At 64.6% G+C, this 14597-nt stretch carries 15 protein-coding genes; all 15 read left to right on the top strand.

The genetic code is table 11. From position 1 onward, the window contains the following. Positions 1-34 precede the first annotated feature (34 nt). The 15 genes from fabG to pdxJ all read left to right on the top strand — a co-directional run bounded on the left by fabG (position 35) and on the right by pdxJ (position 14552). Positions 35-784, top strand: a complete 750-nt coding sequence (fabG, locus tag M3I56_RS16755; RefSeq protein WP_254354938.1) for a 3-oxoacyl-ACP reductase FabG — start codon at positions 35-37, stop codon at positions 782-784. 167 nt (positions 785-951) lie between these two features. Beyond that, complete coding sequence (gene acpP / locus M3I56_RS16750) at positions 952-1191, top strand: acyl carrier protein (protein WP_004197638.1); 240 nt, start codon at positions 952-954, stop codon at positions 1189-1191. 190 nt (positions 1192-1381) lie between these two features. Next, positions 1382-2623: a beta-ketoacyl-ACP synthase II gene (gene fabF, locus M3I56_RS16745; RefSeq protein ID WP_254354937.1), complete on the top strand. Its 1242-nt coding sequence runs from the start codon at positions 1382-1384 to the stop codon at positions 2621-2623. After that, a complete protein-coding gene (locus M3I56_RS16740; RefSeq protein WP_254354936.1) occupies positions 2620-3117 on the top strand; it encodes a protein YgfX in 498 nt (165 codons plus the stop codon). Before fabF ends, M3I56_RS16740 begins: the two co-directional genes overlap by 4 nt. Positions 3118-3230: 113 nt before the next feature. Further along, a complete protein-coding gene (gene rpoE / locus M3I56_RS16735; RefSeq protein ID WP_027795258.1) occupies positions 3231-3830 on the top strand; it encodes an RNA polymerase sigma factor RpoE in 600 nt (199 codons plus the stop codon). 90 nt (positions 3831-3920) lie between these two features. Next, complete coding sequence (locus M3I56_RS16730; RefSeq protein WP_254354935.1) at positions 3921-4562, top strand: sigma-E factor negative regulatory protein; 642 nt, start codon at positions 3921-3923, stop codon at positions 4560-4562. 5 nt (positions 4563-4567) lie between these two features. Further along, positions 4568-5629, top strand: coding sequence for a MucB/RseB C-terminal domain-containing protein (locus M3I56_RS16725; RefSeq protein ID WP_028206680.1), 1062 nt, complete (start codon positions 4568-4570; stop codon positions 5627-5629). Positions 5630-5653: 24 nt separating this feature from the next. After that, positions 5654-7171 (top strand): DegQ family serine endoprotease, encoded by a 1518-nt coding sequence (locus M3I56_RS16720; RefSeq protein ID WP_254354934.1) that lies wholly within the window; start codon positions 5654-5656, stop codon positions 7169-7171. 5 nt (positions 7172-7176) lie between these two features. Then, positions 7177-7512 carry a glutaredoxin family protein gene (locus M3I56_RS16715; RefSeq protein ID WP_254354933.1) on the top strand — a complete coding sequence of 112 codons (336 nt, stop codon included), beginning with the start codon at positions 7177-7179 and terminating at the stop codon, positions 7510-7512. Between the two features lie 175 nt (positions 7513-7687). Next, positions 7688-9481, top strand: a complete 1794-nt coding sequence (gene lepA / locus M3I56_RS16710; RefSeq protein ID WP_254354932.1) for a translation elongation factor 4 — start codon at positions 7688-7690, stop codon at positions 9479-9481. A 33-nt stretch (positions 9482-9514) separates the two neighbouring features. Continuing rightward, positions 9515-10411 carry a signal peptidase I gene (gene lepB, locus M3I56_RS16705; RefSeq protein WP_254354931.1) on the top strand — a complete coding sequence of 299 codons (897 nt, stop codon included), beginning with the start codon at positions 9515-9517 and terminating at the stop codon, positions 10409-10411. Positions 10412-10629: 218 nt separating this feature from the next. Further along, complete coding sequence (gene rnc / locus M3I56_RS16700; protein WP_254354930.1) at positions 10630-11799, top strand: ribonuclease III; 1170 nt, start codon at positions 10630-10632, stop codon at positions 11797-11799. 54 nt (positions 11800-11853) lie between these two features. After that, on the top strand, positions 11854-12759 hold the full coding sequence (era, locus tag M3I56_RS16695; protein ID WP_254354929.1) for a GTPase Era: 906 nt from the start codon (positions 11854-11856) through the stop codon (positions 12757-12759). 18 nt (positions 12760-12777) lie between these two features. Beyond that, on the top strand, positions 12778-13791 hold the full coding sequence (recO, locus tag M3I56_RS16690; RefSeq protein ID WP_254354928.1) for a DNA repair protein RecO: 1014 nt from the start codon (positions 12778-12780) through the stop codon (positions 13789-13791). Then, on the top strand, positions 13788-14552 hold the full coding sequence (pdxJ, locus tag M3I56_RS16685) for a pyridoxine 5'-phosphate synthase (RefSeq protein ID WP_254354927.1): 765 nt from the start codon (positions 13788-13790) through the stop codon (positions 14550-14552). The genes recO and pdxJ overlap by 4 nt, the downstream gene beginning before the upstream one ends. Positions 14553-14597: the final 45 nt, after the last annotated feature.

Genomic DNA, 14597 nt, shown 5'->3' with positions numbered 1-14597 from the left:
GCGCCTACGCCACCACCGCTAACGGATTCAAACGATGGAAAAGACTCTCGACAATCAAGCCGCGATCGTGACCGGCGCCACCCGCGGCATCGGCCGTGCGATCGCGCTGGAACTGGCGCGCCAGGGCGCGACGGTGATCGGTACGGCAACGAGCGAAACCGGCGCGCAGGCCATCTCGGCCGCTTTCGAAGCAGCGGGCCTGAAGGGCCGCGGCGCGGTGCTCAACGTCAATGACGCCGCTGCGGCGGAAGCGCTGATCGACGCAACGGTCAAGGAATTCGGCGGTCTCGGGATCCTCGTCAACAATGCGGGCATCACGCAGGACAACCTGGCGATGCGCATGAAGGACGACGAGTGGGACTCGGTCATCGACACCAACCTGAAGTCGGTGTTCCGCCTCTCGCGCGCGGTGCTGCGCCCGATGATGAAGGCGCGCACGGGCCGCATCATCAACATCACCTCGGTGGTGGGCTCGTCGGGCAACCCGGGCCAGGCCAACTACGCCGCCGCCAAGGCCGGCGTGGCGGGCATGACGCGCGCGCTCGCACGCGAGATCGGCAGCCGCGGCATCACCGTGAACTGTGTCGCGCCCGGTTTCATCGACACCGACATGACGAAGGACCTGCCGGCGGAGCAGCAAGCCGCGCTCAAGCAGCAGATTCCGCTGGGCCGCCTCGGCAGCCCGGACGACATCGCGCATGCGGTCGCGTTCCTCGCGTCGCCGCAGGCAGCCTACATCACGGGCACGACGTTGCACGTGAACGGCGGCATGTATATGTCTTAACCGGATTCAGGTACTATCCGCGCCTTGATGCGCTTGATGCAAAACATTGCCCAAGCGCCGTCGCGGATAGCCTTCCGGAACCTTGAGCGCCGCTTTTCAGCCAGGTCAAACCTGATAAAATGCGCGCACTCGCACTCATGAGCTAACTTTTTTCCCTTGGAGGGGTAATGGACAACATCGAACAGCGCGTCAAGAAGATCGTCGCCGAGCAACTGGGCGTCGCCGAAGCGGAAATCAAGAACGAAGCTTCGTTCGTGAACGATCTGGGCGCCGACTCGCTCGACACCGTCGAACTGGTCATGGCTCTCGAAGACGAGTTCGGCATGGAAATCCCGGACGAGGAAGCCGAGAAGATCACGACGGTTCAGCAAGCGATCGACTACGCTCGCGCGAACGTCAAGGCCTAAGCGCCAGATTCCCGCCTGGGCCGCGCCGCGCATGCGCTGGCGGCCCGCGAGGACGCTCGCCCGTGAAACCGCATACGCCTGCCGCACTCGCTGCGGGGCATCTGCCGGTCAACTAGCCACAGGGCTCACAGGAGCATTTCCTGTGGCCTCTGTGGCTTTTGTTTTTGTCATCTATGGATAAGGGGTTACCGTGAGCCGTCGTCGAGTTGTTGTTACAGGCCTGGGGCTGATTTCGCCTGTTGGCAATAATGTTGCCGACGGCTGGGCCAATCTGGTCGCCGGGAAGTCCGGCATCGCCAACATCACGAAGTTCGACGCGACGAACTTCTCGACCCGCTTTGCCGGCGAAGTGAAGGGCTTCAACGTCGAAGACTACATGCCGGCGAAAGAAGCGCGCCATATGGATACGTTCATCCATTACGGCATCGCGGCGGGCATGCAGGCGATCCAGGACAGCGGTCTCGAAGTCACCGAAGCGAACGCGGAGCGGATCGGCGTGAACGTCGGCTCGGGTATCGGCGGCCTGCCGATGATCGAAGTCACGCAAACCGAACTGCTCAACCGCGGCCCGCGCCGCATCTCGCCGTTCTTCGTGCCGGCCTCGATCATCAACATGATCTCGGGCCATCTGTCGATCAAGTACGGCCTCAAGGGCCCGAATCTGGCGATGGTCACGGCCTGCACGACCGGCCTGCACTGCATCGGCGAAGCGTCGCGTCTGATCGAATACGGCGACTGCGACGTGATGATCGCGGGCGGCGCGGAATCGACCGTCTCGCCGCTCGGCATCGGCGGCTTCGCGGCGGCGCGCGCGCTCTCGCAGCGCAACGACGATCCGGCGACGGCCAGCCGTCCGTGGGACAAGGACCGTGACGGCTTCGTGCTCGGCGAAGGCGCGGGCGTGATGGTGCTCGAAGAGTACGAACACGCGAAGGCGCGCGGCGCGAAGATCTATGCGGAAATCGGCGGCTACGGCATGAGCGGCGACGCGTATCACATGACCGCGCCGCTGGAAGACGGCGACGGTGCGCGCCGCTGCATGATCGCCGCGATGAAGAACGCGGGCGTCAACACCAGCGAAGTGAACTGGCTGAGCGCGCACGGCACGTCCACGCCGCTCGGCGACCTCGCGGAAACCACGGCGATCAAGCGCGCTTTTGGCGACCACGCGAAGGACATCGTCGTGAACTCGACCAAGTCGATGACGGGCCACCTGCTGGGTGGCGCGGGCGGCCTCGAGTCGGTGTTCACGGTGCTGGCCGTGCACAACCAGGTGTCGCCGCCGACGATCAACATCTTCAACCAGGATCCGGCATGCGATCTGGACTACTGCGCGAACACCGCGCGGGACATGAAGATCGACGTCGCGCTGAAGAACTCGTTCGGGTTCGGCGGCACCAACGGCACACTCGTCTTCAAGCGTCACGCTTGATCCCGCACGACGAGAAAGCGGCCGCGCCGAATGCTTCGGCGGGCCGCGTTCCTCCTGCTTTCCCCTCGCGGCGCGCGGGCGCGCCGCTTCTTTCCCTGCGTCCATCGCGTGCGCTGCAACTGCTCGTTGCCGCGGGTTTGGGTATGGCCGCGGCCGCCGTCTACACGACGCTCGCACCCTGGTTCGGCGCCTGGCAAGCCTTCCCGGTCACGCTGGCGTTCCTCGCGACCGGCGGCCTCGCGGCTGCGGCGTGGCGACGCAAGCAACCGGCCTTCCTCGAAATCGGGTCAGATTTTCTGACGGCGTGGTCGCGCGACGGCGCCTGCCTCGGGGCCGGTCGCCTTGCCGGCGCGTCGCAATGGGGCGCATGGCTGCTCGCGCTAGTCGTGGAGCAGGGTGCACGCCGCACGACGATTCTCGTCGCCGCCGACGCCATTCCGGCAGAATCCTTCCGCACACTCGCCGTGCGCGCGCGCAGCGCGGCCGGTCGCTGAGCTTCCTTTCGCTGTAAAGCTTGTAACCGCTGTTACTCGCGTAACGTGAGACCGTGGCGGGGACGCTACAATGGTGCCCCCACGTCTACTTCATGTGCTAACGGATTTTTCAGGTGAGCGAAAAAGAAATTGATCAGGTTCTGGTCGAGCGCGTGCAAAAAGGCGACAAGGCCGCGTTCGAGCTCCTGGTCTCGAAATACCACCGCAAGATCATCCGGCTGATCTCGCGCCTCGTGCGGGACCCCGCCGAGGTCGAGGACGTGGCCCAGGACGCCTTTATCAAGGCTTACCGCGCACTACCGCAGTTTCGTGGCGAATCGGCTTTCTATACGTGGTTGTACCGGATTGCTGTCAATACGGCGAAGAACTACCTTGCGACCCAGGGAAGACGCGCGCCGACTTCTACCGAGGCAGATGCTGAAGAAGCGGAAACTTTCTCGGACGCCGATCAACTAAGGGATATCAATACGCCCGAGTCGATGTTGATGAGCAAGCAGATCGCACAGACGGTCAATGCTGCGATGGCGGTTTTACCGGAAGAGCTGCGCACCGCCATTACGCTTCGGGAAATAGAAGGCCTAAGCTACGAGGAAATCGCCGAGATGATGGGGTGCCCGATCGGCACCGTCAGATCGAGAATTTTCCGCGCTCGGGAAGCCATTGCGGCAAAATTGCGTCCGCTGCTGGACACTCCGGAAGGCAAGCGCTGGTAAGAAGAAGCACCAGCTTCGCCCCGGGCGGCGACGCGATTCACCAGAATGAGTTGGTGTCACAGGGACGTCTGTTAGGGAATGGGGAGCATCATGGGTTCGGTCTCGATGCAATCGGTATCAAGCTCGCGCGGCGAGCGTCTGTCCGCCTTCGTCGATGGTGAAGCGTCGCCGCAGGAGCATCTGAACGGAAATTATCTGGAACTCGACGGCGAAGGGCGCGCAGCCTGGTCGGAGTACCACCTGATCGGCGACGTGCTGCGTTCTGACGAACTGGCCCTCAGCCAGGCGGCAAGCCGCGCCTTCATGACGGGTTTCGCGGCGCGCTTCGAAGCGGAGCCGCATCTGCTCGCACCCGCCGCGCTGCCGCGGGTGCGGGCTGGCCGCAACGAGCGCGTGGGCCGCATTCTGGCGCTGCGCCGTCGCGTGATGCCGTCGCTGGCCGTGGCGGCCGCCGCCGCCACGCTCACGTGGATCGTTATGCCGCAAATGCGCGGCGTGGGCGTGGCCGGCGCGCCGCAAATCGCCGCCGTGCAGTCGCAGGGCGACGGCGTGCAGCGCGTGGCGATGAACACCACGCCAGCGCCTGTCGCGGGCGGTCAGGACGGTAACATCATCCGCGACGCGCGGCTCGACGAATATCTGCAGGCGCACCAGCAGTTCGCGCAGCAACCGGTCATGTCGGATTCCATGCCGTACGTCCGCTCAGCCGCTCTTACCACGCAAGGCCAATAAGTTTGATGCAGACATTGCGGTTGAATAAAAAGACAATCTGGGGGCGGTTGCCGGCATTCCTTTGCTGCGCAGCCGTGATGTTCACCGCACTGTCTGTCGCCCCGCGTGCCCACGCGCAAGGCGCGTCCGCGGCCGATGCCGCCGCGCGCCAGGGCGCGGCACAGCTGCTCGACCGCATCCAGCAGGCCGCCCAGCAGCAAAATTACGAAGGCACCTTCGTCTACCAGCGCGGCGAGTTCGTGCAGTCCTCGCGCATCACGCACTACGCCTCGAAGCAGGACGGCGAGTTCGAAAAGCTCGAAAGCCTCGACGGCAAGCCGCGCACGATGCTGCGCCACAACGACGATCTCTATACCTTCGTGCCCGAGCGCAAGCTGCTCGTCGTCGAAAAGCGCCAGAACAAGGACGCTTTCCCGGCGCTGCTTTCCACGAGCGGCGACCAGGTGCTGGGCGTCTACGAGCCGAAGATGCTCGGCAATGACAGGGTGGCGGGCCTCGACAGCCAGGTGATCCAGCTCGACCCGAAGGACAATTTCCGCTTTGCCTACAAGCTATGGGCGGATGCGAAAACCGGTCTGCTGCTGCGTTCGCAGATGCTCGATCCGTCGAACGGCCAGGTACTCCAGCAGCTCGCGTTCACGCAGGTGCGCATCGGCGGTCCTGTTGACAAGACGCCTATCGTGAACGGCATGCGTAATATCGAGGGCTGGAACGTCGTGCGCCCGCCGCTCCAGCCGGTCGACATCGAAGCGCAGGGCTGGTCGTTTGGCCAGGCCGCACCGGGGTTCCAGAAGATTCGCGAAGTGCGTCGGCCGATGGCGGCGCGCGACGCGAGCGATCCGCCCATCCCGGTCGATCAGGCCGTATTTTCCGACGGACTGTCCACACTCTCCGTATTTATCGAGCCGGTCAAGAACAACAGTCGCAAGGAAGGCTCGGGCAGCAGTGGCGCGACCCACGTGCTCGTGAAGCGCAGCGGCGATTACTTCATCACGTTGCTTGGCGAAGTGCCCCAGACCACGTTGCAGCAGTTCGCGTCTGCCATAGAATACAAGGCTCCCAGGTAACTCCTTCCTTCGGCTGACTTCGATATGACGATTCTCCCGCTGCGCAAATTTTTCGCGGCCGCGGTCGTGGCGGCGTGCCTGCCGTTCACGCCGCACGTGGCATCGGCGGCGCCGGCTGCCAACCTGCCCGACTTCGCCGACCTCGTGGACAAAGTGGGGCCGTCGGTCGTCAATATCCGCACCACCACGCGTATCTCCACAGCTCAGCGCGGCCTCCCGCCGGGCATGGATCAAGGCGACATGTCGGAATTCTTCCGCCGGTTCTTTGGCATCCCGCTCCCGCAAGGGCCGCAGGGTGGGCAGGGCGGCGGTCAGGGTGGCAGCCAGGGCGGAAGCCAGGGCGGCGGTTCGGATTCGGGCCCGGACAGCGGCAATGACACCGAACAGAACAGCGGCGTAGGCTCGGGTTTCATCCTCTCGAGCGACGGCTACGTGATGACCAACGCGCACGTGGTCGACGACGCGGACAGCATCTACGTGACGCTCACCGACAAGCGTGAATTCAAGGCCAAGCTGATCGGCGTGGACGACCGCACCGACGTTGCCGTCGTGAAGATCCAGGCCGCGAATCTGCCGGCCGTGACGATGGGCGACTCGAACAAGGTGCGCGTGGGCGAGTGGGTCGTGGCGATCGGTTCGCCGTTCGGCCTCGAGAACACCGTGACCGCGGGCATCGTGAGTGCGAAGGGGCGCGACACGGGCGACTATTTGCCGTTCATCCAGACCGATGTGGCCGTGAATCCCGGCAACTCGGGCGGTCCGCTCATCAACATGCAGGGCGAGGTGATCGGCATCAACTCGCAGATCTATAGCCGCACCGGTGGTTTCATGGGCATCTCGTTCGCGATTCCGATCGACGAGGCAATGCGCGTGGCGGATCAGCTCAAGTCCACGGGCAAGGTCACGCGCGGCCGCATTGCCGTGGCCATCGGCGAGGTGACGAAGGACGTGGCCGACTCGCTCGGTTTGCCCAAGGCGCAAGGCGCGCTCGTCTCCAGCGTCGAGCCGGGCGGCCCGGCCGACAAGGCGGGCATCCAGCCGGGTGACATCATCCTGAAGTTCAACGGCGTGAGCGTCGACGCCGCGACCGACCTGCCGCGCATGGTCGGCGACACGAAGCCGGGCACCAAGGCGACTGTGACGGTCTGGCGCAAGGGCGCAACGCGCGATCTGCCGATCACGATCGCCGAGATGCAGACCGACAAGAGTGCGAAGGCCGACCAGAAAAAGGCGCCCGAGCCCAAGCCGCGCGCGTTGAACGCGCTCGGTATCGCGGTGGTCGATATCCCCGCCGACCAGCTCGCCCAGCTCAAGATCAAGGGCGGCGCGATGGTGGACTCGGTGGATGGCCCGGCACAGCGCGCCGGCCTCCAGAAGGGCGACATCATCCTGCGCGTGGGCGACACGGATATCACCAGTGCCAAGCAGTTCCAGGAGGTGACGGCGCATCTCGACCCGCAGAAGACGGTGGCGGTGCTCGTGCGTCGCGGCGACAACACGCAGTTCGTGCCGTTGCGCCCGCGCGCGCCGGGGCAGAAGTAACGCCGATGCGCACACCCATGCGGTCTGCGTCGGCGGCGCCGGGCGCGCTCGAACGGGCGAGCGCGCACCTCGTGCTCTACGGGCGCGCATGGTGTCATCTGTGCGAGGACATGCGCGTGGCGCTCGAGCCGCTAGTCGCAGCGGCGGGCGCGCGGCTCGACGTCGTCGATGTTGATTCCGACCCCGCGCTCCAGGCCCGTTACGACGAACTCGTGCCGGTACTCCTTTGCGACGGCATCGAGCTGTGTCACTACCATCTCGACGAGGCGCGCGTGCGCGCGACGCTGGGCCTGGGTCCGGGCGCACCGAGCGCGCCGCCAGCTCCGACGGGCGGAGCGTGAAACTAACGGCCGGCACGCCGCGGGACATCTGCGTCGCGCCATGACACATCCGTTACATCACCGGATGGTTCGCCCGTGGCACCCCTTTTCGGCTAAAATAGTCCGGTTTTTCATCTGTTTACGAGGCGTGCCACGCAATCGTTGGGGCGCGCCTTTTTCGCTTGATCGGTACTGAATGGATCATATTCGTAACTTCTCGATCATTGCGCACATCGACCATGGCAAGTCGACGCTCGCCGATCGCATCATCCAGCTGTGCGGCGGCTTGTCCGACCGCGAAATGGAATCGCAGGTGCTCGACTCGATGGATCTCGAGCGCGAGCGCGGCATCACCATCAAGGCGCAGACCGCTGCGCTCACGTACAAGGCGCGTGACGGCAAGGTCTACAACCTGAACCTGATCGACACGCCGGGGCACGTCGACTTCTCCTACGAGGTGAGCCGCTCGCTCTCTGCGTGCGAGGGCGCGCTGCTCGTGGTGGACGCGAGCCAGGGCGTCGAGGCGCAGACGGTGGCGAACTGCTACACCGCGATCGAACTCGGTGTGGAAGTCGTGCCGGTGCTCAACAAGATCGACCTGCCCGCCGCCAACCCCGAAAACGCCATCGAAGAAATCGAGGACGTGATCGGCATCGACGCCACCGACGCCACGCGCTGCAGCGCGAAGACCGGCCTCGGCGTGGAAGACGTGCTCGAAGCGCTCATCGCCAAGGTGCCGCCGCCCAAGGGCGCTCCGGAAGCGCCGCTGCAGGCGCTCATCATCGACTCGTGGTTCGACAACTACGTGGGCGTGGTGATGCTCGTGCGTATCGTCAACGGTACGCTGCGGCCAAAGGACAAGATCAAGCTGATGGCCACCGGCGCGCAGTATCCGGTCGAGCACGTCGGCGTGTTTTCGCCCAAGTCGCGCAACCTCGACGAGCTTTCGGCGGGGCAGGTGGGCTTCATCATCGCAGGCATCAAGGAACTCGCCGCGACCAAGGTGGGCGACACCGTCACGCACGCGACCAGGCCGGCCGCCGAGCCGCTGCCGGGCTTCAAGGAAGTGAAGCCGCAGGTGTTCGCCGGCCTCTATCCGGTCGAGGCGAACCAGTACGATGCGCTGCGCGAATCGCTCGAAAAGCTCAAGCTCAACGACGCCTCGCTGCAATACGAGCCGGAAGTTTCGCAGGCGCTGGGCTTTGGTTTCCGCTGCGGCTTCCTCGGCCTCCTGCACATGGAAATCGTGCAGGAGCGTCTCGAACGCGAGTTCGACATGGACCTCATCACCACGGCGCCGACCGTGGTGTACGAGGTCGTGCAGGCGGACGGCAGCACGATCAAGGTCGAGAACCCGGCGAAGATGCCAGAGCCCTCGAAGATCGGCGAGGTCCGCGAGCCGATCGTGACCGTGAACCTGTACATGCCGCAAGAGTACGTGGGTTCGGTCATCACGCTCTGTACGAACAAGCGCGGCAACCAGATCAACATGCAGTACCACGGGCGCCAGGTGCAGCTCACGTACGAAATTCCGATGGCGGAAATCGTGCTCGACTTCTTCGACCGTCTGAAGTCGGTGTCGCGCGGTTATGCGTCGATGGACTACGAGTTCAAGGAATACCGCAGCTCGGACGTCGTGAAGGTCGACATGCTGATCAACGGCGACAAGGTCGATGCGCTGTCCATCATCGTCCACCGTTCGCAGTCGCAGTACCGCGGCCGCGAAGTCGCGGCGAAGATGCGCGAGATCATTCCGCGCCAGATGTACGACGTGGCCATTCAGGCCGCGATCGGCGCGCACATCATCGCGCGCGAGAACATCAAGGCGCTGCGCAAGAACGTGCTGGCCAAGTGCTACGGCGGCGACATCACGCGTAAGAAGAAGTTGCTCGAAAAGCAGAAGGAAGGCAAGAAGCGGATGAAGCAGGTCGGCTCGGTCGAGATTCCGCAAGAGGCCTTCCTCGCCATCCTTCGTGTCGAAGATAAATAAGTAACGCAAATAAGCCGGACAACGGATCTCTACATGAATTTTGCGCTGATACTCTTTGTGCTCGTCATCTTGACGGGCGTTGCGTGGGTTGCAGACAAACTGGTGTTCATGCCGCGCCGGCGCCTCGCCGCCGATGCGGCGGTCGCGGAGTTCGACCGTCAGCAGGAGCGTGTGGGCGAGCGCTTCGCCGATGAAAACGCGCCTGTCACGCGTCAGAACCTGCGCAACGACAAGCTGCGCCAGCCGTGGTGGCTCGAGTACACGGCGAGCTTCTTCCCCGTCATCCTGATCGTGTTCCTCGTACGCTCGTTCGTCGTCGAGCCGTTCAAGATTCCGTCGGGTTCGATGGTGCCCACGCTGCTCGTGGGTGACTTCATCCTCGTGAACAAGTTCGACTACGGCATCCGCCTGCCGATCACGAACACGAAGCTCACGCAGGGCCGGCCGCTCCAGCGCGGCGACGTGGTCGTGTTCCGCTATCCGAAGGATGAGTCGGTCGACTACATCAAGCGCGTGATCGGCCTGCCGGGCGACGTGGTCGCCTATCAGGACAAGCAGCTCACGATCAACGGCAAGCCGGTGCCGGAAGTACCGCAGAGCGACTTCTTCGACGAAGAGCGCATTGGCTATGCGAAGCAGTTCACCGAAGACCTCGGCAACGGCCGCAAGAACAACATCCTCAACAACCCAGCGGTGCCGCCGTTCATCGTGGGCGCAGAGGATTATCCGTATCGCGACAACTGCCAGTACAACGCGCGCGGCGTGATCTGCAAGGTGCCGGCGGGCCATTACTTCATGATGGGCGACAACCGCGACAACAGCGCGGACAGCCGCTACTGGGGCTTCGTGCCCGACGCGAACATCGTGGGCCGCGCGTTCTTCATCTGGATGAACTTCAGCAACCTGCGTCGCATCGGTTCGTTCGAGTAATTCGTGTTTGCTGGACGTGCAATGCACGTCCAGCACGCGCGCGAAGCAGTCATCGAAGCAGCAACAAAAGCGTAGGCGCGAACACGAGTCTCACTCGTATCACGCGCATTGCATCTTCGCGCGCTACTTGAAAAATCCCCGGTAACGTCGCTTCGTCACGGTTTTTCGCCCGCCGCCCCTGTTTTCGCCGGGGGCGGCGGGCGCGTTATACTCTCCCCATGCCCCAATCTCCGTTGGAAAGCCGTTTGCGCTACGAATTTCGCAATGCGGAATTGCTGCGCCAGGCTTTAACCCACCGCAGTCACAGTGCCACGCATAACGAACGCCTTGAATTCCTCGGGGATTCGGTTCTGAATTGCGCGGTGGCTGCCCTATTGTTCCAACGTTTTGGCAAGCTGGACGAAGGCGACCTCTCGCGCGTGCGCGCGAACCTCGTCAAGCAGCAGTCGCTTTACGAAATCGCTCAGGCCCTCAATATTGCCGACGGCCTGCGCCTCGGCGAAGGCGAGTTGCGCAGCGGCGGCTTCCGCCGCCCGTCGATCCTCGCCGACGCGCTGGAGGCGATCTTCGGGGCGATCTTCCTCGACGGCGGCTTCGACGCCGCCCAGACGGTCATCAAACGCCTCTACGTGCCGATCCTCGATCACATCGATCCGCGCACGCTCGGCAAGGATTCCAAGACGCTGCTGCAGGAGTACCTGCAGGGTCACAAGATCGCGCTGCCCACTTACACGGTCGTCGCGACGCATGGTGCGGCGCACAATCAGCAGTTCGAAGTCGAATGCACGGTGCCGAAGCTCGACGTGAAGGTCTCGGGCTCGGGCGCAAGCCGTCGCGCGGCGGAGCAGGCCGCGGCGAAGAAGGCACTCGACGAGGTCATGGCCGCCGCGCCCGCGCTGGTTGCGAAGCCGCGCCGCTCGAAGGGCGCGCGTGCTCCCAAACCGGAACCCGAGGTCGTCCCCGGCGTAACCGGCGTGCAGGGCGCGCTCGATCTCCGCTCGCCGGAGCGCCGCGAGCGTGTCTCGGCGCGTACCGAGCGTCCGGCGCACACCGCGGCAGCCGAAGGCGCGCCGCTCGCGGTCATTCGCGCGGCGCACGTCCAGGAGCGCCCTGCGGAGAAGGACAAACCGGCTGAAAAGCCCGCGGAGAAGGCCGAACGCGGTGCAGAGAAGGCCAGCGACAAGCCCGCCGACAAGGCCACGGGTTTCGACGCCGTACCGAGCGCCAGCGCCATCGGCCACCGTTCGGCCGCGGTGAAAGCCGAATCGGCGTTGCGCACCGTCGAGCGCGCGCAAACCGCAACGGCCGGCGGCACCAGCGCCGATGCCGAGGCGCATGCCGAAGCCACGACGGCCATTCCCGTGCGCGCGGCCGATGCCGGCCACTGATTCCACTGAGGCGCGCAGCGAGCGCGCCTCCCGTTTTTCTATTCCGGTCCGATCATGAACGCTCCTACCCCCACTCCTGCCGGTTTCCGTTGCGGCATGGTCGCGATCGTCGGCCGTCCGAACGTTGGCAAATCGACGCTGATGAACGCGCTGGTCGGCCAGAAGATCAGCATCACGTCGCGCAAGGCGCAGACCACGCGCCATCGCATCACCGGCATCAACACGATCGACGACGCGCAGTACATCTTCGTCGACACGCCCGGTTTCCAGACGCGCCACAGCACGGCGCTCAACCGCTCGCTGAACCGCGCGGTGACCTCCACGCTCAGCTCGGTCGATGCCGTGCTATTCGTGATCGAGGCCGGCAAGTTCGGTCCCGACGACCAGAAAGTGCTCGACCTGATTCCCCCGAGTGCGCCCACGATCCTGATCGCCAACAAGATCGACCGCGTGAACGACAAGGCCACGCTGTATCCGTTCATCCAGCAGGTGCAGGGTCTGCGCGAGTTCCGCGAGATCGTGCCGCTTTCGGCAAATAACCCGGACGACATCAAGCGCCTGCTTGCGACGCTCAAGCCGTATCTGCCCGAAGGCGAGCCGATCTACGGCGAGGACGACCTCACCGATCGCAGCGAGCGATTTCTCGCTGCCGAAATCCTGCGCGAGAAAGTGTTCCGCTGGACCGGCGACGAACTCCCGTACACGAGCACGGTGCTGATCGACAAGTTCGAGCAGGAAGGGCGGCTGCGCCGCGTCTTCGCGACGATTCTCGTCGAGCGCGACACGCAGAAGGCGATGGTGATCGGCCAGAAGGGCGCGAAACTCAAGCAGATCAGCACCGACGCGCGACTCGACATGGAGAAGCTGTTCGACGGCCCCGTGTACCTCGAAACCTTTGTGAAGGTGAAGAGCGGCTGGGCCGACAACGAAGCCGGGCTGCGCGCCTACGGTTACGAGTAAGCACGACGGGCACCGCGTATGAGTGACGGCGCAGCCGGAACCCTGCACGACGACTGGCCCGCGCACGAAGACGCGCAGGCCGACGAGGCATTCGCACCGGGCGAAGCGCCCGATTCCCGCGGCGCGCGGCGCTCGCCTGCGAAAGGCACCCAAAGCACGACGAGCACGCGAAGCACGAAGGTGACGAAAGGCGCCGCCACGCGCAACGCGATGACCGAAGGCGCGGACGCCACGCTCGAAGGGCGCACCGAATCACGCAACGGCCGCAAGACCACCGCGCGCTCGCAATTGCCGCGCGCTTCGCGCAGCACGACCCCCGATTACCGCATCGCCGAGCAGCCGGCTTTCGTGCTGCACAGCTATCCGTACCGCGAGACGAGCCTCATCATCGATGTGCTCTCGCGCGATCACGGCCGCGTGGCGCTCGTCGCGAAGGGTGCGAAGCGTCCGCATTCGGCGTTGCGCGGCGTGCTGCAAACCTTCCAGCCGCTCGCGCTTTCGTGGACCGGCAAGGGCGAGGTGCGCACGCTCACCGGCGCCGAGTGGGTCGGCGGCATGTTGCCGCTGACCGGCGACGCGCTTCTGTGCGGCTTCTACGTGAACGAGCTGCTGGTGAAGTTCATCGCGCGCGAAGACCCGCACCCCGAACTCTTTCGGCACTACGTCGTGACGCTCACGCGCCTCGCGCACGACGAGCCGCCCGTACAGGTGCTGCGCTCGTTCGAGCGCGTGCTGCTGCGCGAGGCGGGCTACGCGCTCGCGCTCAACCGCACCGTCAACCGCAAGGCCGTCGTGGCCGAAGCTCGCTACGTGTTCGATCCAGAACGCGGCGTGCGCGAAGCATCGGACGAATGGCCTTCTCAATGGCCCCGGCTTTCGGGTCAGACGTTGCTCGACATGGAAGAGGACGACTACCATCGACCCCAGACGGTTGCGCAGAGCAAGGCGCTCATGCGCTTCCTGCTGAACACGTACCTTGGCGGCACGCCGCTCGCGACGCGCCAGATTCTGATCGACTTGCAGAACCTATGAGCTTCTTTCTCACTTCGCCCAACGTGATCGACCTCGGTGTGAACATCGACCACGTCGCCACGCTGCGCAACGCGCGCGGCACCGCTTATCCCGATCCGATCCGCGCGGCGCTCCTCGCCGAAGAGGCGGGCGCCGACGCGATCACGCTGCATCTGCGCGAGGATCGCCGCCATATCGTCGACGCCGACGTGCGCGCGCTGCGTCCGCAACTGCGAACGCGCATGAACCTCGAATGCGCGGTGACGGCCGAGATGCTCGACATCGCGTGCGAGATCAAACCGCACGACGTTTGTCTCGTGCCTGAAAAGCGCGCGGAGCTGACGACCGAAGGCGGCCTCGACGTCGCGGCCCACTTCGACGCCGTTGCCGCCGCCTGCCGCCAGCTTGCCGATGCGGGCTGCCGCGTCTCGCTTTTCATCGACCCGGACGAAACGCAGATCCGCGCGGCGCACGAAACGGGCGCGCCCGTGATCGAGTTGCATACGGGCCGCTACGCCGAGGCGCACGATGCCGGCGAGCAGGAGCGCGAATACGAGCGCGTGGCCACTGGCGTGAGCTGCGGCAACAGCCTCGGACTGAAGGTGAACGCCGGTCACGGTTTGCATTACACGAACGTGCAGCAGATCGCGGCCATCGACGGCATCGTCGAGCTGAACATCGGCCACGCGATCGTTGCGCACGCAATCTTCGCGGGCTGGGAGAACGCGGTGCGCGAAATGAAGGCGATCATGGTTGCGGCGCGCCTCGGCACACGCGGCTGATGGCAACCCCCACGCCTTCGCGCCGCGCGCATTCGACATACATCG

The sequence above is a fragment of the Paraburkholderia sp. CNPSo 3281 genome (assembly GCF_024206515.1).
GTDB classification, from domain to species: Bacteria; Pseudomonadota; Gammaproteobacteria; order Burkholderiales; family Burkholderiaceae; genus Paraburkholderia; species Paraburkholderia nodosa.
Note: the sequence above shows the minus strand (reverse complement) of the source record. Positions and strands in the feature narration are given on the sequence as shown.